Below are 23,205 nucleotides of genomic sequence, written 5' to 3'. Positions count from 1 at the left end.
GCCACAAAACAACATTGCTGACTGTAAGTGACAGAAACACCAGTATACATTCTACGCTTCTTAATTCTATATATTTCTGTTGACTAAGACTGTAGATCTTTAAAGTGTCCACTTCCCTTAATTTGAGACAGACTTAATTGGAGTTTTCTGCAATGATTAATGCAGGAGACGACTATGAAAAAATCACGCTACACAGAATCTCAGATCATCGGGGTGTTAAAAGAAGTTGATGCAGGTATGAAGGTTGAGGAAGTCTGCCGTCAACATGGTATCAGCAGTGCAACCTACTATAATTGGAAGTCTAAATACGGCGGCATGGAAGCGTCTGACGTCAAACGATTGAAAGAGCTTGAAGAAGAAAATGCCAAGCTCAAAAAGATGTTTGCAGATGTCAGCTTAGAAAATAACGCCATTAAGGAGCTTGTCGCAAAAAAGGGTTGGTGAGAGCAGAGAAACGAGAATGCGTCAGCATCTTAGTCGATGCAGGATTAAGTATCGTAAAGGCCTGTCTGTTCGTTGGTATTGGCCGTGCGACCTTTTATCGTCAAGAGAGGGACTGGCGCAAAGTAGATGCTGCTGTCATTGATGCTATCAATGCGGTCTTGGAGAAATCGCCACGAGCAGGCTTCTGGAAGTGTTTTGGCCGAATGAGGTTCAAGGGCTTTCCCTTCAACCTCAAGCGCGTCTATCGAGTTTACTGCCAAATGGGATTGAACCTGAGGCGCAGAACTAAACGGGTACTGCCCAAGCGAATAGTCCAGCCATTAGAAGTGCTGGATGAGGCTAATCATCAATGGGCGTTGGACTTTATGCATGACACCTTATATTGCGGGAAACGGTTCAAAACACTGAATGTGGTGGACGAAGGCACGCGGGAGTGCCTTGCTATAGAGGTCGATACGTCTTTGCCCGCTGGCCGTGTCGTACGAGTGTTAGAACAACTTAAGGCTGAGCGTGGACTACCAACTCAGCTGCGTATGGATAATGGCCCAGAGCTAATTTCGGCGATGCTGACGGATTGGTGTGAAACCAATGATATTGAACTGGTCTATATCCAGCCAGGTAAGCCACAGCAAAATGGCTTTGTTGAACGCTTTAACGGTTCATTCCGCAGAGAGTTCCTTGATGCTTACTTGTTTGAAAACCTCAATCAGGTAAGAGAAATGGCCGGGTTCTGGCGACTGGATTATAACGAAGAAAGAACGCATGAAAGCCTCGGTAACCTGCCTCCGGCAGCTTACCGAGAAAAATTAGAAAACTCTAATTTTACACTGTCTCATTAAAGGGGAAGTGGACACGCAAAAATGGAGAAAGTAGATGAAGCGAGTGGTTAGTTTTAGGAGTAAGAAAAGCACAGGGAGTTCATATTTCGAGGTAAATCGAATTGACGAATAAAAGTTGCGTAGTCTTTGTTATCAATTCCATTCGTTTAGGTGGAGCGGAAAGAGCACTCGTCAATATATTAGGGCAAACACATTTACAAGAAGGATTAGATGTACATGTTTTGCTGTTAGATAATGAACCAATGGCGAGAGAACTACCTTCTCATGTCCGACTTACCATATTGGATTGCAAAAGCTCTACCTTAAAAAGCATCAAGGGTATAAACGAATATATTAAGAAAACGAATCCTAGTGTTGTGGCGAGTTTTCTCGTGAGAGCCAATCTTTCAAATGCCATTGTCAGAATGTTTTTAAAGAAACATAAAGCATTGCTGTTTGAGCGAATGCATTTAACAAGTCACTTAGACAACCAATTTAAAGGGCTAAAAAGACATGTTGCGGGCCTTTTACCGAAAGCTTTCTATCGCTTTGCTGATGCTATTGTGGGTGTTTCAAATGGCGTTACCATTGATCTAGTCGAAAACTATTCTGTGACAACCGATAAAGCATACACCATTTTTAATCCTTATGATCTTGAGTTCATTTCGAAAAAATGTGCAATTGAACCTGAATTTGAACTACCCGATTCGTTTATCATCAGTACTGGTAGGCTTACTCCAGCAAAAAATTTTAAGCTTCTTATTGATGCTTATTTGAAATCCGATGAGTCTGCTCATCTTTGTATTTTAGGCGATGGCGAACAAAAACAAGAGTTACTGGATTACATATACCAGCAAAACGCATCTAACAAAGTAACGTTACTGGGCTACGCAGAAAATCCGTTTTCCATTTTAGTCAGGGCAAAATACTATATTTCCGCGTCAAACAATGAGGGCTTTCCCAATGCGTTGGTGGAAGCCATGGCTATCGGCCTACCTGCTATTATGACTAATTGCCCTTCTGGACCTGCGGAAATTCTTGCAGCAGATGTTAATTTCCATTCAGATAAGGTACATATAGCAAAATACGGCATTCTTGCCCCACTCGACAACAGGGTTGAACTGACTCATGCAATTAATTTGTTCCAGAATGAGGCATTACGAAAAGAATACAAAGCGATGAGCCTAAAGCGCGCGAAAGACTTTCATATAGACAAGGTGGCCGAACAATACTGGTCTTTCATTCGCACCCAACTAGAGTAAGCTGTTGTAAAGTGACACATGTCTGTCGACATTCAGTTGCCATGTATTGCTCGATTGCAGTTCCTCTGCATTGCGACAACGAAATAAACTGTAATCCTTTGTATTAAGCTTTTTCGTTAAGGCATCTACATCACCCTTAGTAAAGTAACATGCGTCTTCAAGTTCAAACTCTCTGTGCGCACCTATGTCGCTGGCAATAATAGGAAGACATACAGACAGGGCTTCTGCAACAACTAAGCAAAAACCTTCCATATACGATGGGTTTACTAAAATTGAAGCATTTTTATAAAGGGTGACTAATTCACCTCCGGTTCTGGTACCGGCAAAAATTATTCGCTCACTTTCATTCTGCATAAGCGCCAGTACATAGTCATCCTGCTCATAATTGGACCCAACAATTACCAATTTCGTGTTAGTCAAATCGCTAGCCTCATATGCGTGAATTAGATCATCAAACCCCTTGGTTTTATCTAACCTCCCTACAGCAAGAATGTATTGATTTGGTTTCAAATTAAGCGATGCTAACAATTGCTTGTCATCAGGCCAGTTTTCGTGAGCAATCAATGAACCTGCGTTTCTGATGGTGGTTCTTTTTCCTTTTAAGAAGCTAAACCGCTTATCAAGATCGTTTTTTAAAGAATTACTTACACAGATCACTTTGTTGGCAAAAATAACCGTGTTTAGCTCCCCTGCCATTAAAATCCACTTTCCGTACCAGCGCCATTTAGGTCTCTTGTAGTCTGGAGAGTGATGAGTAACTACGGTCTTGAATCCAAATAATCGAGATAAGAAGCTGAAAAAGCCCGGCCCAATACCGTGTAAATGCACTATTTTGGGATGGAGTTTTAGTCTAGCGTAAATCAACGCGATAAATGTGTGAATAAAGGTTTCTAACCCTTTAATGCTTGGCGCTTTTAAAACGCGCACCTCGACGCCTTTAAATGAGTAGGTTGTTTGTCCTTCAAAGGGAAGCCTGCCGAGAATTGTCACTCTATGATCTTGATGTTGACCTACAATTGTTGGGTAGAGGTTTTCACAGATAGTCTCAATTCCACCAACGAAAGAAGGCACGCCTCTTGTTCCAATCACGCATACATGAGCCATGTTGATTCCTTTTCACAAACCAAATTACGCCTTAGTATTTAAGGCAACACTTAAAGCTCTTGTTTCTTCTTATCTGTCTCGCTAAACATAGAAGCTCATAAAGAATGAATATTGCTGGTAAGCCTAGTCGGCATAACTGCCATGCTACATGTTGATCGAATCGATTTAAATTTCTATAAATCAAAAAGATAGAAGTTATTGTTTTTATGAAAAATCAGCTAAACGATTTTTGCGACTTAACCGTACAAAAATCGTTGCAGTATTAACTTGCGCGTGGAACTTTGCAATTATAGAGTTTGCGAACAAATCTTAGCGCACTTTCTTTTTTAGCTGCCAGGGTTATCTCATGAAAAACTACTGTGTCGTTCCTCTTCTTATTATATTCATTTCGTCTGCGCTTGTATCATGTAGCATATCGAATAAAACCTCACCTTCTAAACAACTCTACAATCAACCAGGTACGTTATTCCATCGAATATTAGTTCAATTAGACAATCAAGCCACTGAAGCTAAAGTTGCTGCATTAAAAAATCACTCGTTTGGCAGAGTCAAAACAAGTAATTTGGTAGAGAAGCATGCAAATTCCATTGTTGAGCTTTACGAAGCAGGGCTTCTAGAAAATTACAAAACCAACGACTATGTCAATGCTGATAAAGTATTTAAATCAAAACCTGAATTATTGGAATTATTGATTCAACTTTTCCCAATCGACAGTTATGCATTGCTGCGCAAGGTGCAAAGCGTGGAAAACCTAGATCAGGATTTAATACTGACTGCCATCGTGTCAATGAATCTTGACCCTACCCTCGTTTTTGATGAAAGCGCTAGTGGTCTAGAAAATTCTGTCACACCTCTGATCAACTCAGCCGGGATCGTTTTATACAATCAAAACGAAGACAGCACCAACACCGTCAGATTTAAAAAGTTAAATGAACTTCAATGGCGCGATGGATTGAGCTTAGTTTGGGAGCCTGTTTACGGTGCGCTTTCGGGCAGCTTAGTATATTTGGATGAGGATACTGAATATGAAGTTGAAATAATGGTCAAGAGTGAATCCGATGAACAGCGTTATTCATTTACATTTAAGACTCGTGCAAACAGCCCTCCAATCGATCCAAATAAGGTGTACTACCTCTCAGAAATCTACAATGGCGGTCAACTTAACTTAGAAGAGCTAGATATTTATGGTAGTGAAGACGGTTATGCCAAAATAATTGGCGACGGGACCATCATTGACGCAGGTGATGAGTTTCTTTCTGCTGTACACATTGGTCGCCAGTCATACGTGATGTTAGAAAATTTCATAATAAAGGGTGGTAAGCGCTACGGAATTTTTGCAGACAGAACCCATAATATTTGGATAAAGGGATGTGACGTTTCGGAGTATGGTCGAAAAGCGGGGGTTTACAAAAATGGAAAGGCGTACGAGAGCGAAAATAGTAGCTCGCCAATAAACTATGATTCTGGTATTTACTTACAAAAGACAGGCGTTTCTGTAATCGAGAATTGCGAAATACACAACCAAAACCTGAGCGCAAATCACTGGGGAAACGGCCACCCCAATGGTCCTAGTGCCATACTGGTTTGGGCATACCACCCAGATGAGGCGTTGCGTGGCCAAATGATTGTGAGAAACAATCGCTTATATGGCTCTGATACAAACAGGTTTAATGACGTTATAGAAGGCCGACAAAATTCATGGCGTAATGGTGGTTTTGTTAGAGATTCCGCTATTTATGGGAACTATTTAGCCTTTGCTAATGATGATCTTGTAGAGTTAGACGGTGGGCAGCGCAATGTACTCTTCTACAATAATGAATTAACCCAAGGCTACACTGGTATAAGCGTAGCACCCAATCGACTTGGTCCAAACTATATTTTCCATAACTATATTCATGATTTAGGTGACGAGCGAGGCTCTGAATGGACTGCGATAAAAGCAGGAGGGCTAATGTCTCAACCTGCTGGCCAGAACTTAATTCTTGAAAACTACATTTATACAAACCGAAATGGCCTTGCCGCTTCAAACTTCAATGGCGACAATACATTTTGGGTTCACATGCAAAACAATATCACCATCACAAAAAATATTGGGAATGCATCTGGCTTTTGTATTTATGACGAACAAAAATATTACAAAAGTAGGAGCATAAATGATCTTTGCTTCAACGAAAGCATTGTGGGTGCTAGATATGAATTCAATTTGGATGATATTGTCGAAAATGAACTTTCAGATGACGAAACATATATTGAAATGCTCAAAGACAATAGACCTACTTTGTTGGAATCATCTCCTACATCATTGATTCCCAACTTCTCAAACCAAACATCCACAGAGCCTATTCAATTTTCTATGTCACCTAAAGAGTTAGAGAACAAAACATGGCTATTGGATACAAAAGAACTGAAGTTCACTTCATTTTCTCAACAATATGAATATGGTCAAACATTTAAAGAAACTCGACACACTTTAACATTAACAGGAAACAATTGGATAAAAGCGCCAATTCATTACGAGATAACCGAGAAGACTGAATTGAAACTCACGTTGGAAATTGTGGGTGTCCCTGAAATAGTGGGAATCGGCTTTGAAACTGATAATAAACAAAACGCCAACCGGATTATCCAATTTTTTGGAACTCAAGCGTGGGGTGTGGACGCGCAAGGCTTTTTCAATGCTCCAGCTACAGAGATAACATTTCCCATTGGGAAATATATCCAAGGTCATGTTAAGTATATTGTCTTTGTATTAGATTACGATGATGTGAAAAAGTCTCAAAATAATGCCAGCGTGACATTCTCAGACATAAAATTGACGATATCTAATTAAAGCTTCACTGATTACACTTACAAAAAAAGGAAGCCATCGCTTCCTTTTCTGTAAGTTATTAAATTTTATATTTTTTTCCTGCGACGAGTAACGCCCATAACGATTAGAGCGAGACTTGCAAGGCCAATATGTGCAGGTTCAGGAACCGCTATGACAGATGATTGTTGACACACGAGCGCGTTGTCACAAACCTCTACATTAGAAAAAGAAACTACTGAGCCAGACTGGTTTGCATCATTGTCTAAAATGAAAACCATACGGTCAAAAACACCTGTAAAATAATCGCCTACATTAATGGAGAAGTTCACTACACCATCACCGCTTGAGTAGCTTCCAAACGATGGTAGCGAATTCTCACTTGTTACTTGTGTTAGTTGTGTTCCGCCAAAGAAAACGAAATTGTCCATTTGACCATATTTATATGTATCGTTCGTTTCAAAAGCAATACCGTACAATTCTGCGTTCAAGCCTGTAGCTTCAACGGAAAAATTTAATATTGATGTACTTGTAAGCGTTACACCGTAAAGAATATCAACCCAGCGATTACCATTTAATGTAAATGTGTTTCCGGAATTAGACACTACTTCCGAACCTGTTTTGGATTGGTTACCATAGGCAGTGGCAGTGTAGTCACTAAAATTGATAAATGCTGCGTTAGCAGAACCACCGATAAGTAGCAATGTCGTTATTAACGCACTTTTAATAGATTTCATGTTTTTTCCTTTTGACTAATGCATGAGGTCAAATACAGCGTATACAACACGTTAAAGCAAAAATTACGCCACAAGCAAAAAGGCTATATATTACAAAGCTTTGCCTTACCCCAGAAAAATCAATGCAAAAAAAGCAGACACTCTCTTATTGAGTGACTACTTTTATCATGTCTTTAGCTCTACCTTTTTCGGCTACGACTGCAGCACGTACCTTTTCTCGCGCTTCGTCAATATTCGAAATACATTCCTTCACTTTACAAATGAGTTGCCCGTTTAAAAGTTCAGACAATGGTGCACCAAAAGAAGGTAAGCCTAGTTGATTCATAATGCCTTCGGACTTGTGTTCGTAGTTTAACGCAAATGCTGGTGTTCCAAAATTCATTGAAATTATAGCGCTATGCAAGCGTGTACCAATGGTTAGCTCACAGTGACTAAGCAGAGTACCCAACTCAACATCGTTTAGCTCATCCATAACAATCTTGTATTTTGAAACATCACGAATGTGCTTACTTAGTTTATAAGCGACCATTCGGTCATCTTTCTGATATCCTTCGATTCCGGTACAGGTTGAACACGCAAGCACTTGGTATCCGTCTTCAATCAGTTCGTTGCAAAGCTCTGCAAAGCTCCGCTCATAATCTTCTTGGCTCACGCCTAGCCTTTTATCAAAAGGTTTTAGCTCTCTTAATGTAATCGCTACAGTTTTTCCGCCGGCGATAAAATCTAGTAGCGCTTTATTCTCGATATCTACATTATTGTTATTTACTAACCATGCAGTATCCGCACCTTTGACATAACTCTTCGGTAAAGCAAACCTCTCTTCTAATAGCCTTTTACTTACTGATTCTCTGAGCCCAAATATTTTTGCGCGATGAAAGACGAGCTCGGAAATTTCACAAAACTTTTTATCTTCAAAGGGCCCTACTGAGTGACCTAAGATCAGTAGCGGTACCTGCGCAGCAAGCGCACATAAAGCGTGATGAAATTGTCCAACCCCATATAAATCAACAAAGAACGACCCCCCTACCTGAATAACATAGTCGTAGCCTTTGAGTTCGTTTATGTAGCTTTTGAACTCAATGGGGAGACTTTTATGTATATCGCCAGTTTTTGCAGATGATAATAATCTCTCCAACAGAATAGGCTTTTGAATTTTGTTCTTAATCTTTGATTTTAAGCCACCTTTGTATGGCTGATATTTATACAACCAGTCATTCTTGAAAGGCCTTGAAAGTAATATTTCAGAACTTACGGGAAACCTCGACACCAAATCAAGTCCGATATTCGGTAACTGCTGCTCTAGCTCCTCAATTAATCCTCTTATGATTGCGCCATCACCTCTGTTTCCACAAGAATGGTTACCAATAATCAATATTTTCATTCGTTTGAAATCCGTTTTAATTTGTTAATATCGAGAGTAGTTGATTGCTCAACGTCGATGCATTAAATTCAGTTTCGACTTTTGCGCGAGCTGCAACTCGAATGGAAGAGAGTGAGTTGTGAGCTACGATATCTTGCATTCTACTTTTAATCGCATTTGCATCACGTTCTGGTACCAAAAAGCCAGTTTTACCGTCTTCAATGAGCTCAGGTATACCACTGTGAAACGTAGACAATACAATAACTCCACTGGCCATTGCTTCCATAAGCGAAACAGGTATCCCTTCTTTATCACCTGAGGCATCTCGAACAGATGGAAGTAAGAATAAATCGGTTTGTTTCAACTCCTGAGCCACACGTTCAGGAGAACAAGCCCCGAGAAACGTAATTCGGTCTTTATTTTCATGCTCATCTACTATTTTTCGCAAATTTGGTAAAAGCTTCCCGTCTCCAATTAAAGTAAATTGACACTGTATATCCGCTTCAAGAACAGCTTGTATAGCATATTTCAACCCTTTCTTTTCTGTAGCCCTGGCAACAGAGAGAACTTGCAATGGAGGTTTTATGCTTTTGTCTATAAAAGAAAACTTATCAACATCCACGCCCATATGAATGACCTTAATATTTTCTTTTTGAGCACCAAAAGCAATCAACGACTCTTCCCAGTGTCTGCTTATAGGCAACAGTGTACCTCCAAGCTTACCGTACTCTTCACCCCAAATATTTAGTTGGTCATATCGACTTATTTCATATCCGTGAAAAACTGTGAATAAGTTTTCACAGTCAATAAGATTAGCGTTACGAAGATAATCAAGCACCACTCCATTACTACCAAAGTGTGCTATGCAATTATCCATCTCAATATTTCTTTTTCTCAAGAACCACACTAAACACAACAAATCTTTTGCAAGAAAGAAATTTTTCTTTTTAACCAACCTTATTGCCAATCCAAGCACTTCCCACCTTGGTTTAGCCATTACACAGTAAAAAACGCCTAATATCATTAAAAGCCATGACTTTCTCGAATGCGGCTTTGGTAAAATCGACGTGACTTTGTTTTTAGCCTCTGAACCAAAGATTGAAGTCAAAACAGACGAATCATCATTGATTGGGTTAACAGCTAACACATGTACATCCATACCTCTACTTTTGAGGTCTTTTACCTGATTTAGTACGAACGTTTGTGATAATACAGGGAATGTTCGTACGAAAAAGTAAACCTTTTTAGAAACTGACATTTAAAATCCTTTTACTCTTTTGAGAGAGCCTTTTAACTCTTTAAAGAAAAACAAAAATAGTGTAGCCAAAGCGAGTGTGAACAAAGCTACAGCAACCTCTTTCAACAAAAAGATGTTGGGCAAGAAAGGGAACACTAAATATTTCAATGCACAAAGAGGCAATACAAAAAACAACACGACAATAAACACATTTTTAAGAGAAAAACTGAAATCCACTTTGGTGATATATTGGATGAAATAGTAATTAACTATAGGAAATAAAGTTAACTGAAACAAAGCCATAGCCGACACTAGTGCAAGTACACCAAATTGAGAAGATAAGTAAATTACTAGGGCATTGGGCAGTAAAACGGCCACATTCCAAAAGAAGTTTCGTTTAGTATGACCAGTCGCTTGTACTAAAGGGCCAACTAAGTTCGAGCTGGCTACACGAACAAACCAGAATGTTGCAAGAAGAGATAGTATCCAACTATGCTTGGCATAAGATTCACCAAAAAATAACGTTGTGACCAAATCAGAAGTTATTATGACGGGCATGTAGATGCACGCCAAAACAAACAGCTGCAAAATAAAAAAATCTTTGTAAACTCGTTCAAAGCGCGACTGATCGTCTTTGACTTCTGCAAAAGCAGGTAGTGCTACTTTTCCGATTATGGGCTGAAACGCTTGAGCAGGCCGACTGGCTAGCTGCTTTATAACATGGTAAATACCCATTTCGTTGCTTGGCAATGTAACTGCAAGAATAATAACATCGAGTTGTCTCCTCAGGATGTTGAGTGCCTGAGAACCAAAATCAAAAATGCCATAATTAAATGCTTCTTTGTATATCGATGTATTTACTCTGGTGGAAAGATTTACATATTTTCCTAAGCACAGCATAAAGCCAATTAACCTAAGAAGCTGGTAAATCACCACTGCACCTACAAGGCAAAGCAGCTCTAGATGCGTAAAGCTTATTGCAAATGCAAACGAGCCTATTTTCGCTACTATATCGATTTGTGCTACCTGTTGATGCTTAAAGTTTTTCATTCCTAACGCTTGATATTGCGAAGATAGAGATGAAACGACTAGCAACAACGTTGCTAATTTAAGTTCCTGCACTATGGCATCGTAACCTAGAAGATTGGCTAGAATTGGGGCGAGAAAAAAAAGTAATGCGCTGCAAACGACACCAATGATCAACGCTAAATAGTAGATTGCGTTGGAGGTTTCTTGGTCTGCATTCTTTTTATATATTAGAAAGTTTGAGATGCCACCTAACGCAAACGCGACAAAAATTTCTAAAATGAGGTTTACAACTGCAAACTGCCCAAAAATACTTGGTGACAAAACGCGTACTAGAATTGCTAGTTGAAGCATTGTCAGCCCAAGGTTGACGACAGTTGCAAGTGTCGTCCATGAAGTAGCCTTTACCAATCTACTCACTGAATATTCCTAATTAACTTCTTGAGCTTGTATTACCCACCATCAAACGGGTAATTTCTGCAAGTGAGACAACAAAAATTGCAATGACAACTTTCATAACAGAGAATTTTTTCTGAATAGTGGCTTTAGTTCCAAATAATGTAGTCAAAATACGTCTGATGAAGAGCTTAGACGCTCGCCAATACATTGAAATAGGTTTTAATTTTGACGAATTTTTATCCCAGGCACCGCCAATGACTCGTCGGCGCTTCTTCAATATTTCATCAAAACTTCTAGCCGGATGATTTACTATTGCCTCTTTGCAAAATACAACAGGAAAACCATTTCGAGATAAGCGTTTAGACATTTCATGATCACCGCCCGACTTTAAATTTGCATCGAAACAACCATGTTGTTCCAAAACCTGCTTTGCGGATAACCAATTGGCAGTGATACACGCCCCTTCTTTTGCATATTGTTCTTGTTTCATCGAAAAGAAAGACTCGTAATCCAAAGCATAGCGCTCTGCTTTTTGTTCTTCATCAATGAAAAAGCTCATATCTCCAGCAATAACACCAAAACCTGGATTGCAGCGCGCGCTCTCGATTAATTTCTCTAACCAAGAAGGCTCAGGAACACAATCAGAATCAGTAAATGCGACAAACTCCCCTTTTGCAATACTCAAACCTTTGTTTCTAGCTGCATAAGAACCCGTGCGAGTTTCTTGAACTGCAGTGATACCCTCAATACCCGAAATAACCTCAAACGTATTGTCAAATGACCCGTTGTCCACGACTATTACCTCAAATTGGTCAGCAGGAATCGTTTGTTTTTTTAATGCATCAATGCATTTCAATATTCGTCGACTGTCGTTCCAAACCGGAATGATTACTGAGACTGTTAAGGCTGCACACATAATAATTCATATTTCCTTGAACTAAATTACCTTTATAAGAAGGCTTCTTTAAATCACTGAGGACTTACTTGATAACTTTCTTTTTACTGCATTGAGGAAGAACATGAATGTCGCTCTTACTCCTGCAATTTCGATAGCCTTTTTAATCCACGCCAATTTTGTCTTTTTGTGTTTAAGAGAAAATAGTACCTGCTCACAAATTCGTTTTTTGAACCAATATTCACCTAGAAACTGCCTATGCTTTCTTGCTGAGCCTAGACGCTTCTCGATATCACTTGGTTTCATTTTGCGAACTTTCGCCCCAATGCCATCTTCGTTTTGAAAGCGATATAGGAATATGGGAATGTTGATATTGATGAAAGACACACCACGCTCAAACAAACGAACGTACATGTCCCAGTCTTGTCCATTATTGAGTGACTCATCAAATGGCATATTAATCAGCAAATCACGTTTTGCGCTAAAGCCACTCATACCACAATAGTGATTACCTCGAATGAGTGAGGTTTTAGACACTACTGTGTCTGAATTTACTCTAATTTTAGATTCGTGACCTAGGTGTCTAAAACCTGACACCACAGCATCTGCACCATCAAGATACTTCTCTTGATGGTGATCCAAGTAAACCGGTAACCAAACGTCATCATCATCAAGAAAAGCAACAACATCCCCACTTGATTCTTTTACACCTCTATTTCTCGCTACATTTGCCCCACCTGAAACCGGCTGTTTTAAATACTTAATTCTAACGTCATCAAATTTTGACAATACATCGGTATAACTCGCCGTTGAATTGTCGTCTATCACGATGATTTCTTTGGGTTGTACATGTTGGGCTAATACGCTTTTTAGCGACTGCTCTAAGTAATCAGGTCTGTTGTATGTGGTTATAACAACACTGAAGTCCATCATTAGATCCCTCTTATATTGTTGTATATTCGCTTCGCTGGCGAATAAATGTAGCGAGTATAAAGATGGTATGCCGTCCATTTGAGATTTGCTTGCCCTTCTATCTCATGTTTTGAATAGCCCAGCATGCTCGCTAATTGAAAAATGGAATCAGAGAATGTGTGTCCGAAAAATGAAGATTGTTTTGATGCTTTACTTTTTCTCGATTTTTCTTTTTGCACAAATTTGGATTCGACTCCCAAATCTTCACAAATTGCTTTAACGATCTCAGCTTGATCAGAAACAAGGTCTTCATATTTTATTAGTCTACAACGTTCAACCTGATCTTTAGAAAAGTTAAACCAATTCATGTAGTTAACTAACCACTGATTCTCAAGTGTGTCTAGTGCCACGTTCCAGCGTCTGAATTGAGATAGGAAAACATCTTTTGGATTTCGAACGATACAAACATAGTGACAGTTGAGTAAATCAGCATACTCGTGCTCAAATTCTTTCATCAATTGCAGCGCACTTTGCTGCATTAGGTGATGCGGTGACTTTTCTATAAATACTGGGCCAAATTTTTGAATGATTTCATACCATCCTCTAAAAATTAACTCTTTGTCATTGGTGTAGGGTGGTAGAGAGCCCAAGTTTCTTTCTAGAAACTTAATTAGATCAGAATGTGCTCTTTCCTTGCTGTAAGGTACCGAACTAGCCAACATTTTTAGCTGTGGCATTTCTAAAATTGACGCAGCTTTCGTCCAGTAAAGTGTCTCCGATTCAAAATGCTGAGTCTCAGGGTAGTCCTTTATATTTAAAGCATCGGCTAAACTACGAAACAGAAAGCTAGAACCAGATGATTTTTCAGACAATATATAAACAATATTCAGTTTTTCCTTTGCCCTCATTGGGTGCCACCTGCTGCCTGCAGACGGCCTGTCGCTTTCATATATTGTCGTAACGTATTGACTGCAATTGCATCCCAATCGTACCTCGCCAAAAACGCTGATTGATCGATTTCGAGATTTAAATTGTCTAACTCATTCAACTTGTTGGTTAGCGAATTGACATCACCTACTCTAAAATAGCAATCAACCTGAAGTGCAATGTCCAAATTGGGTTGAATATCAGATAAAAGCACCTGTGTACCCGCGCTTATCGCTTCCAAAGCGACAATCGGATGCCCTTCATGATAGCTGGGAAGAACAAATACTCTTGCAAATTTGTACAAACTCTGTAGCTCACTGCCACCGCGTCTACCCGCTATAATCACTTTCTCACTGGCTTTGGACTTTATCTTTCTCGAATAGTCGTCATTGTGATCTGCATCACCCACAATAACGAGTTTGTGGGTAGTTTCAGACTTATTGTAGGCATCAACTAAATCGTGTAGCCCTTTTTCAGGTACTAGCCTTGCGACGGCTAAAATATAGTTTCCAGAAGTAATCGCTAAGTCTTTAGGCAAGTCTCTTTCAGTACATCCTTGCCCAAAAGCCGCAAGTGTTCCATTGGGAATAAACGTAATACGGTCTTTTTGTTTGGGGTATTTCATTTTAAGCGTACTGGTTAATGAGCGCCCCACAACAATGACCTTATTTGCAAACAAGCAAGCCATTTTCTCACCCGACTTTAGGATGAATTTGGCAATCGCGTTCCATTTCTGACGGTCGTAATCTGCACCGTGGTGAGTTACCACTACCTTCAAGCCTAAAAGACGCGCAAGGGGTGTAAATAGTGCGGGTCCAACAGCATGAATATGAAGAACATTTGGACGTATAAAAATCGCTGCATAAATAATGGCAACAAAGGTATGCAAAAACGTTTCTAAAAACTTATTTTGAATAGCCCACAATCCGATGACAGATATACCTTCATATTCACTGCGTCTGCTTACCAAATATGGGCTTCTGCCAATCACGGTTATTTGAACATCCTCTTTCGCGATCCTAGGATAGATTTGCTGACAATGAGACTCTATCCCGCCCATGATGTTAGGGATGCCCCTCAATCCAACTACTGCAATTTTCATTTCTTGTGATCCCTATAGCTTTTGGGTCCATTTTCACTAATAACCTTTGCAGGCATACCTGCAATAGTTACATTACCCGAGAAGCTTTTGTTTACAACGGCATTAGCGCCAATACCTATATTGTCGCCCAAAACAATATCGCCATAAATTTTTGCACCTGGGCCAATGTAGCAATCATCACCTATATTCGGAGCCTTATTTCCATCTCTAATGTCTGCACCAATATTCACACAAACATGGATACGACAGTTTCGCCCGATTCGCGCATTTGCATTGACAACTATTGTTCCCGCATGTGCAATTGAGAGACCAGGACCAAATGCATTCGGAGGTATAGAGAAACCCAACTTTCTTCCTTTTTTCCGAACACGAAGCCTCAGCAGAACTGTATACACTCGACTTAACAGACCATGTTTACAGTTCAAATAGTACTCCAGCTTTCTCAAGGACTTTTGAAAAGACCATATATCGTGAGTCAACTTGTTTTTAAGTGAAGGCTTGATATTCAATGCATCTAAGTCTGCACTGAGATACATTTTGTAATCAGATTTGCTTTCAATTCGCATTGAGTAATTCCCGATTGTCCGTAGAAACTTGCCTGCTCTTACTACTTTTTTTATGGCCAATTAGCACGGCATTTAATATTGCAAAGAAAATCAGTCCCTCGATATTCCACAATGGCATTGTAGCCATGTTCATTGCTAAGAAACCGACAAAAGATAGCGCAAGAATTTTAGACAACTTTCTGTCTTTGAGTGTTAAAGCGTTGAGTAATACGCTTATACATACAAATACAAAACTCCCTACTCCTAAGACACCATATTCATAAATGTATGAAACAAATGTATTGTGAGCATATAAATTAAATCGACCTTTCCAAGAATCTGGACCAAAACCTAACAACTGGTTAAGTAAATCAGCATTCCTAAAGGCGTCTATATATTGGCTCCAAATGTAAACCCTTGCAGACATGATATCGCGCTCAGCGTCTGAGAAATAAATGGGAGCTTTCAGCATGAGGTCTAAATTGCTGAGTAAGAGGCCGATGTCAGCAAACCTTTCTTTCATAGTAAAAGACAAAGCAAGAAAGGAAGAAAGCAATACCATCGCAACTATCATCATCACAGGAGCTTTCTGCGAAGGCTTTAACCGTTGCTCTACTAGCGTAAAGTAAAACACAGCTGCAATAGGGAGAATAGTGAGAATCGAAGTTCTGTAGTTAACTAATACAAGCAAGAAAACAGAAAGGGTAAACAAAGACGTTCTAAACGACAGTGTACCTCTTTCTATCAGGCCCACCACAAATATGAAGCTGACGATAATCATTGAGAAAGCGGCCTCATGGTTGTATCCACCGATGTAACTCGCCGAACCATCTGCTTCCGTAGCTTTCGCTTGACCTAACACAACAGAGAGAATCTGTAAGGCCACAGGCATAGTAAAGGCGACGAGAAGCTTCTTGAAGGTTGCATTTTGCCCCTGCACCCTTACGGATAGAATTAAAGCACTTGCGAGCACTAAAAAATAACACCATTTCACAAGTACATTAATAGTGCCTGGGATTTTCATATTCACGAATCCACTTATAGCGATACACACGAAAAACAAAAAGAAAGGAAAGAATTTCTTAAGTGTAAAAACTGGAGTCGGAATCACTAACAAGCCTAGGCAAGCGACACTAATACTCCCAAGCGCATTGATGGAAAAGCCCGCGATCAAAGGTGGATAAGTAATAGTATGAAACGCTGACAAAAAGAATCGCAGCCATATTGCGCAAATTGCAAACGCTAGGTATTTATTACAATTGCCAGTGACAGTACGATACACCAGAATGAAACTGATCAGGCCAACGACAACTTTTAACCCTTCGAACATGCTTATTTACAAACCTTATCTATTATTGCAACCACCTTCTCCTGGAAGGCTTGGTAAGAGAATTGCTGTGCACACCTTCTACTCTTGGCTGCATAGGAAGTGCGAACGCTGTCGTTTTCGAGCAGTTTTAAAGCGCCGCGAACACCCTGAACGTTATTGAGTTCACACAGAATACCGTTTTTCTCTTCGCTAGCACCAGACACGTGATAAGGATATTTCTCAGCAAGAATTTCAGCGGGACCTGATTCACAGTTAGTAGCGACTACGGCTTTCCCTAAGCACATTGCTTCAACGATGGCATTGGGAAAACCCTCTGCATTTGATGTGCTAACAAAAAATTCGGCGCTGCTTACATAAGGGTATGGGTTAGATTTAAACCCCAAGAAATGAACTTTGTCACCTACCCCCTGCTCTATTGCGAGGCTTTTCAGTTTAAGCTCTTCATCACCTACTCCCAGAATAACAAGGTTTTCTGAGATGTTTGCTTTAGCGTAAGCGTTGATTAAAAGTGAAAAATTCTTGTTCTTTACTAATCGCCCTACACCAATAATGTAAGGTTTAGCAGGGAGGTCTAATACACTCTCCGCGGCCTGTTCCTTCAATTGTTCAATATCGTAGGGGTTATATAACACAGCTACTTTGTCTTTCGGCACTGCATAATTTTGGATTAAATCGGCTTTTACACCTTCAGAAACAGCCACTACGCTATCGGCTTTATTATATAGCAACCTAACAAGTAATCGGCTTACCTTATCCTTTAAGCCACCAGACAGATGGCTGGTAGTATTAACCCTTTCACTAATAATTGATTTGAACCCTAAACGCTTAGAAAGCGCGACGTTTAGAAAATTACTTCGCGTTAAGAAACTGAATACATACTCAGGAGCGATCTTTTCCAAAACAGGCTTTAGCTGTCGATAACCCTCGACTAGGCTCCCCTGAGAGTCCAGTACAGTTTTATCAACGAACGCCGGGCATTGATGAGATTCAGGGAGGTCATCCAAAAGAATAAGATGGACGGGAATCGTTTTTTCTTCGAAATAAGATTCCATTATGGTTAATAGTTTAACCATAACTCGTTCAGCGCCGCCGCCTTCAAGTGAATTTATGATAAACACCGCTGGACGCGCTGAGTACTTCATGAAAGTTCCTTTTCGTTGTAATAAAACTACAAGCAGTTCTAATGATATCAGGTGTTATTGATATTCGTACATGGTTTCCGCCCTTCAATGCTAATTGATGGCAAGTGCTTATCGAAGCTTTCGAGGGCGCTGCACGATTTACCTAGCTTATAAGAAACACGAATTATGCCAATTATGATCACTTTTGAGTAAAAGATAATTCAGTTAAGCAAAAACCTTTCAAGTTATCACCAAGTTTGCCATCATAACGCAATCACAGGTGAGACAGCGTACAACGTTGTAGTGAAACATTTTTTACATTCGCCTTAATCTATTGCATAAAGTATCCACGGCTTGCACCAAAAAGAACGCTACGTCACGCGAACACAGAACCCAGTCAAACTCCGCAGTTTAATTACTGCTTTTCGCGCTGGCGTTATTATGATGTCTTGCGTATTTGTCGTCGCGTCCGGTATTGCTCAACAAAAAACGGTCTTTACAGAGCAGGTTTATAAGCGGATTAATGACGTATATGGCAGTAACGCTGCCGAAGATGTTGCTGATTGGCGACAACTGATCGATGAATCACAACAAGAGGCGATTGATGAAAAACTCTATTCTATCAACCGCTTCTTTAACCGTTTCGATTTTGTTGACGATCTTGTTCACTGGAACGAAAAGGACTACTGGGCCACCCCAATAGAGTTTATTGCCACTGGCGCAGGCGACTGCGAAGACTACACCATTGCGAAATATTTCTCACTCATTGAGCTAGGTGTACCAGAAAGTCAATTAAGGCTTATGTATGTAACGGCATTAGAATTACGTCAACCTCACATGGTGCTAGCTTATTATGAAACGCCTACCTCAGTACCTTTAGTTTTAGACAATATTAATCGGCGAATTTTACCGGCGAGTAAGCGCAGAGACTTATCCCCTATTTACAGTTTTAATGGTAATGGATTGTGGGCTGCGAAAGCGATGGGAACAGGCCGCAAGTTGAGAGGTAGTGGCCCAATGAAAATGTGGGACGACATGGTAGAGCGACTAGACCGCGTAATGTACGGAGATAAAGAAAAATAATGAGACTATCTACCCAATTAAGTACGAGCTTAGCCATTTTTTTAGTTTTAGTATTTGCTGGCTCTTTCATTATAAATGTAAAGCTAACTCGAGAATATGTTAACGAGCAACTAGCGACTCACGCTCAAGATACAGCAACGTCTTTAGGCCTTTCCATCACGCCTTACATTGGCGAACCCAACGGAATAATCGTTGCGGAGACTATGGTAAATGCCATTTTTGACAGGGGTTTCTATCAGTATATTACGGTCTCTGACATGGAAGGTAATTTACTGATTGAGCGTAAAAACCCAAATACTCAAGATTCAGTGCCTGCGTGGTTCACTAATTTAGTAGAAGTCACACCACCCGTTCAACGAACTGAATTAAACGATGGCTGGACCTTGGCCGGAGAGCTAACAGTCCAAAGCCACCCAGGACTTGCAAATGAAACGCTTTATGAAAGTGTCAAACAAAGTGCCTTTATGTTTTTTGCCGCGTTCGTTGTAGCCTACATCGCGTTGCTTTTCATAATTACCGCTATTACAAAACCGCTTAGAATCGTGGTTCACAAGATTAATGACATTCAAAACCAAAAGTTTTCTCAAATAAACTATAAGCCATTTACCCAAGAGCTTACATTTATTACCCAAGCGGTGAATAAGCTGTCTTCATCTGTAGAAGGGATGTTTAAAGAACTTTCCCAAAAAGCAGAACACTTCAAGGCGCAAGCGTACGAAGACAGCCTTACGGGCGTTCAAAACAGAAATGCCTTCACTCGTCACATGAACGCTTTATTAAGTTCGACAGCCCATTCAGATGAAGGTTATTTAGTTATAATACGATTAGCGCACCTCAACGCTATCAATACTTCTCTCGGGGCCCAAGAGGGCGACAATTACGTTACTTCGGTTGCCAACATTCTTAAGCAGTTCTCCAAAGAGTCGGCTGAGACTACACACTTATTCAGGCTATCAGGCGCCGACTTTGCACTAGTCACTGAAGCAATATCAAAGAGAGAATGTTCGAATAAAATCGAAGATTTAAGTGAAACTCTCGTACATTGCAATCCTCTCAAAGACGGAAATCGTTCGGTGTGGATGGGCGTGGCGCAATTTAGCGATAAGCAGTCTTTTTCCGAAATTATGGAAAATGCTGACAGCGCGCTTATGGCTGCAACTAAACAAACTAATGGATGGCAATTTGCTTCAGAACTCTCTCATATACACAGTAATACTGCATGGAGAGAAAGGCTTAATGTGATATTGGAGCAACAGTACGCTGACATGCTGATACAACCTGTCATGAGTATTGCAGAAAACACTCCCTCATATTTTGAGGCTTTCGCACGCTTCAAAGACAAAGAAAGCGGCAGTGTTATACCAATGTCGCAGTTAATCCCCGCTTCAGAACGATTGAACCTTATTCCAGAGGTCGATAAGTTGGTAGCAACCCTCGTTTTTAAAAAGCTTTCTCAGGCAAAATGTGATGTGGCCATTAATATTGCAAATGCATCTCTAGCTAATTCCCATTTCAGAACCTGGCTAGTTACACAATTGAACCAAAACACGGCGCTTTGCACTAAGTTGGTGTTCGAATTCGAAGACTCAGCACTCATTCACCATAAAGATGACACCATATCTTTTTGCAAGACTCTAATGACATTAGGCTGCCGCGTAACAATTGAGCACTTTGGAGAAAATCTTGCATCACTTGCAGGATTGAGGGCTATTCAGCCTCATTTTGTAAAAATTTCCGGCAAGCTTACGAAAGATATTCACACAGATAAAGATAATCAGTTGTTTGTAAGTAGCTTGTTGAGCATAGCTCGAGGATTAAATATCAACGTAATTGCTGAGCTTGTTGAGAATGAAGCAGAGTCAGTGGCATTAACTCAACTCGACGTTGCTTATCAGCAAGGTTTTTATTTCGCAAAGCCTACGCTTTGGCAAAATTAAGTTACTTAGCCGAGAAGTCGTATAACAAAGTGAAGACCTAGCACGCTTATTTGTTATACAATGATTACTAATGGTGTTAGCAAGACGCTGACCCGACGTTTTATTTAAAAGGATAAGCTATGCGTAGCAACGTTATTTTATCTCTACTTATGATTGCACTGGTTGTGCTAACGCCTGTTTCTTCAGCGCAAGAAAATAGCGCACCGGGCACTCAAGTAAGAACGTTACTTGTTAATGAACTTGATAACGGAGCGAATATACAAGACGCCGCAAATCAAGTTAGTCAGACTGTAATCAATGAAGGTCTTTACTTCGATGCTGCAGGCACTGCGTATTTATCTGACAACCAAGATTCATTTGAATCTTTAGTAGGTTTACTTAACGAAAATGCCACAGGGTTCGAATTAGCCATCGCTGGATTTACACAGTTTCCAGATCAAGCATCTCAAATCATAACGATTACTGTTTTAATGTTTCCTGAGAGTGCCAGCGAGATCTACAATATCGCTCTTCAAATGCAGGTAATTAGTGAAGACGATGCACTGCTAGCAGTTATTAATGCTGGTGTAGATCCAAGCACATTAACGGCTACTGCAGCAGGTGGAACGGGCAATACGTTTTCTCCGCTTGGTGTCGGTACTGGGGCAGCTGGTGCAGGTGGTGGTGATACAACAATTTCTGCCAACTAACCAAAACGTAACTGCTTAAACTTTAACTATTTTTGTTGTAGTTGTTTATGGTTAATGTTCTGAAAACCGAAAAGTTTCTTTTCGGTTTTCTTTTATTCACTTTGTTCTGGCTTCCTCTGTCGTTGGGCGCAAATCGCCCGTGGGCGTGGGCGCTGATGCAAATGTCGCTGTTTTCAATTGGCGGCACCTTGGTTCTGCTAAACACTTCTCTACTTCATCAACTCTACACAAAATATCGAATATTCATTATTCTTTGGGTTATTTTTCTTGCTTGGCAGCTTATCAATATTGTTCCTCTACCCTTTGCGCTGGTCGAGGCAATACGACCTGAGCGCGTAAGCTACCTCTTAAGTGAGCAGTGGGGTAACCAAGAGAACGTCACTTCAAAGTGGCTATCTTTGAGTTTTGATGTAGGTCAGAGCGACGTAACTTTCTTCAAATCTCTTGCCTATTGTTTTCTATTTTTCATCGCACTAACCCTTGTCAATTCAGCTAAGCGTTTACGCTACACCCTTATAGTCATTAGCGCAGCTGGCATATTTCAAGCTATCTACGGCGCACTAGAAGTACTTTCAGGTATTAAGTACAGCCTGGTATTCAAACAGCCGGTTTCGCACATCGCGACTGGCAGCTATATTTACAAGAATCATTATGCAAATTTTCTAATGCTCTGTTTGAGTGCAGCAATCGGGTATTTGATAGCGAGTTTGCATCAAGACAACACCACCAGTAAACGAGAAAGGCTGCGAAGACTGGTGAAGTTTTGGCTAAGTAACAAAGTACTATTTAGAATAGGCATAATTATAATGGTGATTGCGTTAGTCATGTCCCGTTCTCGAATGGGTAATAGCGCTTTTTTTATAGCCATGACAATTACAGCCACGCTTGGCTTGATTTACTTTAAGCCCCGTCAAAAAAGCTATATCACTTTGTTTATCAGCATGCTGATTATCGATATTTTGTTAGTCAGTAGTCTTTTTGGCCTCAAGCAAGTGCAACAGCGCTTAGAACAAACAAACTTCGCACAAGAAAGTAGAGATGAAGTAATAACAGACGCACTCCCCCTATTAGGTGAATACGGACTAATAGGTACCGGAGGTGGAACTTTTTACACCATTTACCCTCAATTTCAGAGTGAAAGTATTCAGCACTTTTACGATCACGCACACAACGAATATCTTCAATTTAGCATTGAGTTTGGTGTCGTAGGTGCCTTTGTTCTTGCTCTGCTAGTGCTGCTGTGTACTAAAAATGCTCTTAGCGCCGTTCGAAATAGACGCCACCCTTTACCCAGAGGCACCGCTTTTGCAAGTATTATGGCAACTATCGGCATGGCTTTGCACAGCAGTGTGGATTTCCCTCTACAAGCACCAGCAAATACGGCTATATTTATTGTTCTTTTAGCATTAGGAGCGCTAAGCAGAGATATTTCAATGGGAAGGCAATCACATAGATAAACTGCTTAACTCAA

General features: G+C 40.2%; 19 protein-coding genes. 7 read left to right on the top strand and 12 right to left on the bottom strand.

Translation table 11 applies throughout. The features are described from left to right. Positions 1–174: 174 nt before the first annotated feature. Together QME20_RS00625 and QME20_RS00620 are read left to right on the top strand one after the other, a co-directional pair. Positions 175–1,283 (top strand): IS3 family transposase gene (locus QME20_RS00625; RefSeq protein WP_281715238.1). Its coding sequence is split into 2 segments (ribosomal slippage): positions 175–424 and positions 424–1,283, totalling 1,110 coding nucleotides; the frame shifts between segments, so codons are not numbered across the junction. 101 nt (positions 1,284–1,384) lie between these two features. Continuing rightward, entirely contained in the window at positions 1,385–2,524 is a 1,140-nt protein-coding gene (locus QME20_RS00620) for a glycosyltransferase (RefSeq protein ID WP_281715237.1), read from the top strand. Here the strand turns inward: QME20_RS00620 and QME20_RS00615 are convergent. Next, positions 2,516–3,628, bottom strand: a complete 1,113-nt coding sequence (locus tag QME20_RS00615; protein WP_239240023.1) for a glycosyltransferase family 4 protein — start codon at positions 3,626–3,628, stop codon at positions 2,516–2,518. The two genes, QME20_RS00620 and QME20_RS00615, sit on opposite strands and share 9 nt — an antisense overlap. 346 nt (positions 3,629–3,974) lie before the next feature. On the opposite strand from QME20_RS00615, the gene QME20_RS00610 reads away from it, so the two are divergent. Further along, the gene (locus QME20_RS00610) at positions 3,975–6,458 is read left to right on the top strand and encodes a right-handed parallel beta-helix repeat-containing protein (RefSeq protein ID WP_281715236.1); all 2,484 of its coding nucleotides are present in this window, start codon (positions 3,975–3,977) and stop codon (positions 6,456–6,458) included. Between the two features lie 65 nt (positions 6,459–6,523). Here QME20_RS00610 and QME20_RS00605 read toward each other — a convergent pair whose 3' ends face one another. The 11 genes from QME20_RS00605 to QME20_RS00555 all read right to left on the bottom strand — a co-directional run bounded on the left by QME20_RS00605 (position 6,524) and on the right by QME20_RS00555 (position 18,046). After that, the gene (locus QME20_RS00605; protein ID WP_039230029.1) at positions 6,524–7,171 is read right to left on the bottom strand and encodes a PEP-CTERM sorting domain-containing protein; all 648 of its coding nucleotides are present in this window, start codon (positions 7,169–7,171) and stop codon (positions 6,524–6,526) included. 145 nt (positions 7,172–7,316) lie between these two features. Then, complete coding sequence (wcaK, locus tag QME20_RS00600; protein WP_039230031.1) at positions 7,317–8,552, bottom strand: colanic acid biosynthesis pyruvyl transferase WcaK; 1,236 nt, start codon at positions 8,550–8,552, stop codon at positions 7,317–7,319. Positions 8,553–8,568: 16 nt separating this feature from the next. Beyond that, a complete protein-coding gene (locus QME20_RS00595; protein ID WP_281715235.1) occupies positions 8,569–9,789 on the bottom strand; it encodes a glycosyltransferase in 1,221 nt (406 codons plus the stop codon). Then, positions 9,790–11,214, bottom strand: coding sequence for an oligosaccharide flippase family protein (locus tag QME20_RS00590; RefSeq protein ID WP_281715234.1), 1,425 nt, complete (start codon positions 11,212–11,214; stop codon positions 9,790–9,792). It abuts the gene before it with no gap. Positions 11,215–11,227: 13 nt separating this feature from the next. Then, entirely contained in the window at positions 11,228–12,109 is an 882-nt protein-coding gene (locus QME20_RS00585) for a glycosyltransferase family A protein (protein ID WP_039230041.1), read from the bottom strand. Positions 12,110–12,157: 48 nt separating this feature from the next. Continuing rightward, positions 12,158–13,021 (bottom strand): glycosyltransferase family 2 protein, encoded by an 864-nt coding sequence (locus QME20_RS00580; protein WP_281715233.1) that lies wholly within the window; start codon positions 13,019–13,021, stop codon positions 12,158–12,160. Next, positions 13,021–13,908, bottom strand: coding sequence for a sulfotransferase (locus tag QME20_RS00575; protein ID WP_281715232.1), 888 nt, complete (start codon positions 13,906–13,908; stop codon positions 13,021–13,023). Before QME20_RS00575 ends, QME20_RS00580 begins: the two co-directional genes overlap by 1 nt. Continuing rightward, positions 13,905–15,029 (bottom strand): glycosyltransferase family 4 protein, encoded by a 1,125-nt coding sequence (locus tag QME20_RS00570; RefSeq protein WP_039230050.1) that lies wholly within the window; start codon positions 15,027–15,029, stop codon positions 13,905–13,907. The genes QME20_RS00575 and QME20_RS00570 overlap by 4 nt, the downstream gene beginning before the upstream one ends. Then, entirely contained in the window at positions 15,026–15,595 is a 570-nt protein-coding gene (locus QME20_RS00565; RefSeq protein ID WP_039230052.1) for a serine acetyltransferase, read from the bottom strand. Before QME20_RS00565 ends, QME20_RS00570 begins: the two co-directional genes overlap by 4 nt. After that, the gene (locus tag QME20_RS00560) at positions 15,585–16,904 is read right to left on the bottom strand and encodes an O-antigen ligase family protein (RefSeq protein ID WP_039230055.1); all 1,320 of its coding nucleotides are present in this window, start codon (positions 16,902–16,904) and stop codon (positions 15,585–15,587) included. Before QME20_RS00560 ends, QME20_RS00565 begins: the two co-directional genes overlap by 11 nt. A gap of 2 nt (positions 16,905–16,906) precedes the next feature. Continuing rightward, a complete protein-coding gene (locus tag QME20_RS00555; RefSeq protein ID WP_281715231.1) occupies positions 16,907–18,046 on the bottom strand; it encodes a glycosyltransferase in 1,140 nt (379 codons plus the stop codon). Positions 18,047–18,379: 333 nt separating this feature from the next. On the opposite strand from QME20_RS00555, the gene QME20_RS00550 reads away from it, so the two are divergent. The 4 genes from QME20_RS00550 (at position 18,380) to QME20_RS00535 (ending at position 23,191) form a co-directional block, all read left to right on the top strand. After that, positions 18,380–19,108: a transglutaminase-like cysteine peptidase gene (locus tag QME20_RS00550; protein ID WP_281715230.1), complete on the top strand. Its 729-nt coding sequence runs from the start codon at positions 18,380–18,382 to the stop codon at positions 19,106–19,108. Continuing rightward, a complete protein-coding gene (locus tag QME20_RS00545) occupies positions 19,108–21,045 on the top strand; it encodes an EAL domain-containing protein (protein WP_281715229.1) in 1,938 nt (645 codons plus the stop codon). The genes QME20_RS00550 and QME20_RS00545 overlap by 1 nt, the downstream gene beginning before the upstream one ends. Positions 21,046–21,164: 119 nt before the next feature. Then, on the top strand, positions 21,165–21,734 hold the full coding sequence (locus QME20_RS00540) for a hypothetical protein (protein ID WP_281715228.1): 570 nt from the start codon (positions 21,165–21,167) through the stop codon (positions 21,732–21,734). Positions 21,735–21,781: 47 nt separating this feature from the next. Further along, positions 21,782–23,191, top strand: a complete 1,410-nt coding sequence (locus QME20_RS00535; RefSeq protein WP_281715227.1) for an O-antigen ligase family protein — start codon at positions 21,782–21,784, stop codon at positions 23,189–23,191. Positions 23,192–23,205: the final 14 nt, after the last annotated feature.

This window comes from Alteromonas sp. CyTr2 (genome assembly GCF_947311905.1).
GTDB lineage: Bacteria > Pseudomonadota > Gammaproteobacteria > Enterobacterales > Alteromonadaceae > Alteromonas > Alteromonas macleodii.
This window is presented reverse-complemented; position numbering and strand designations above follow the sequence as displayed.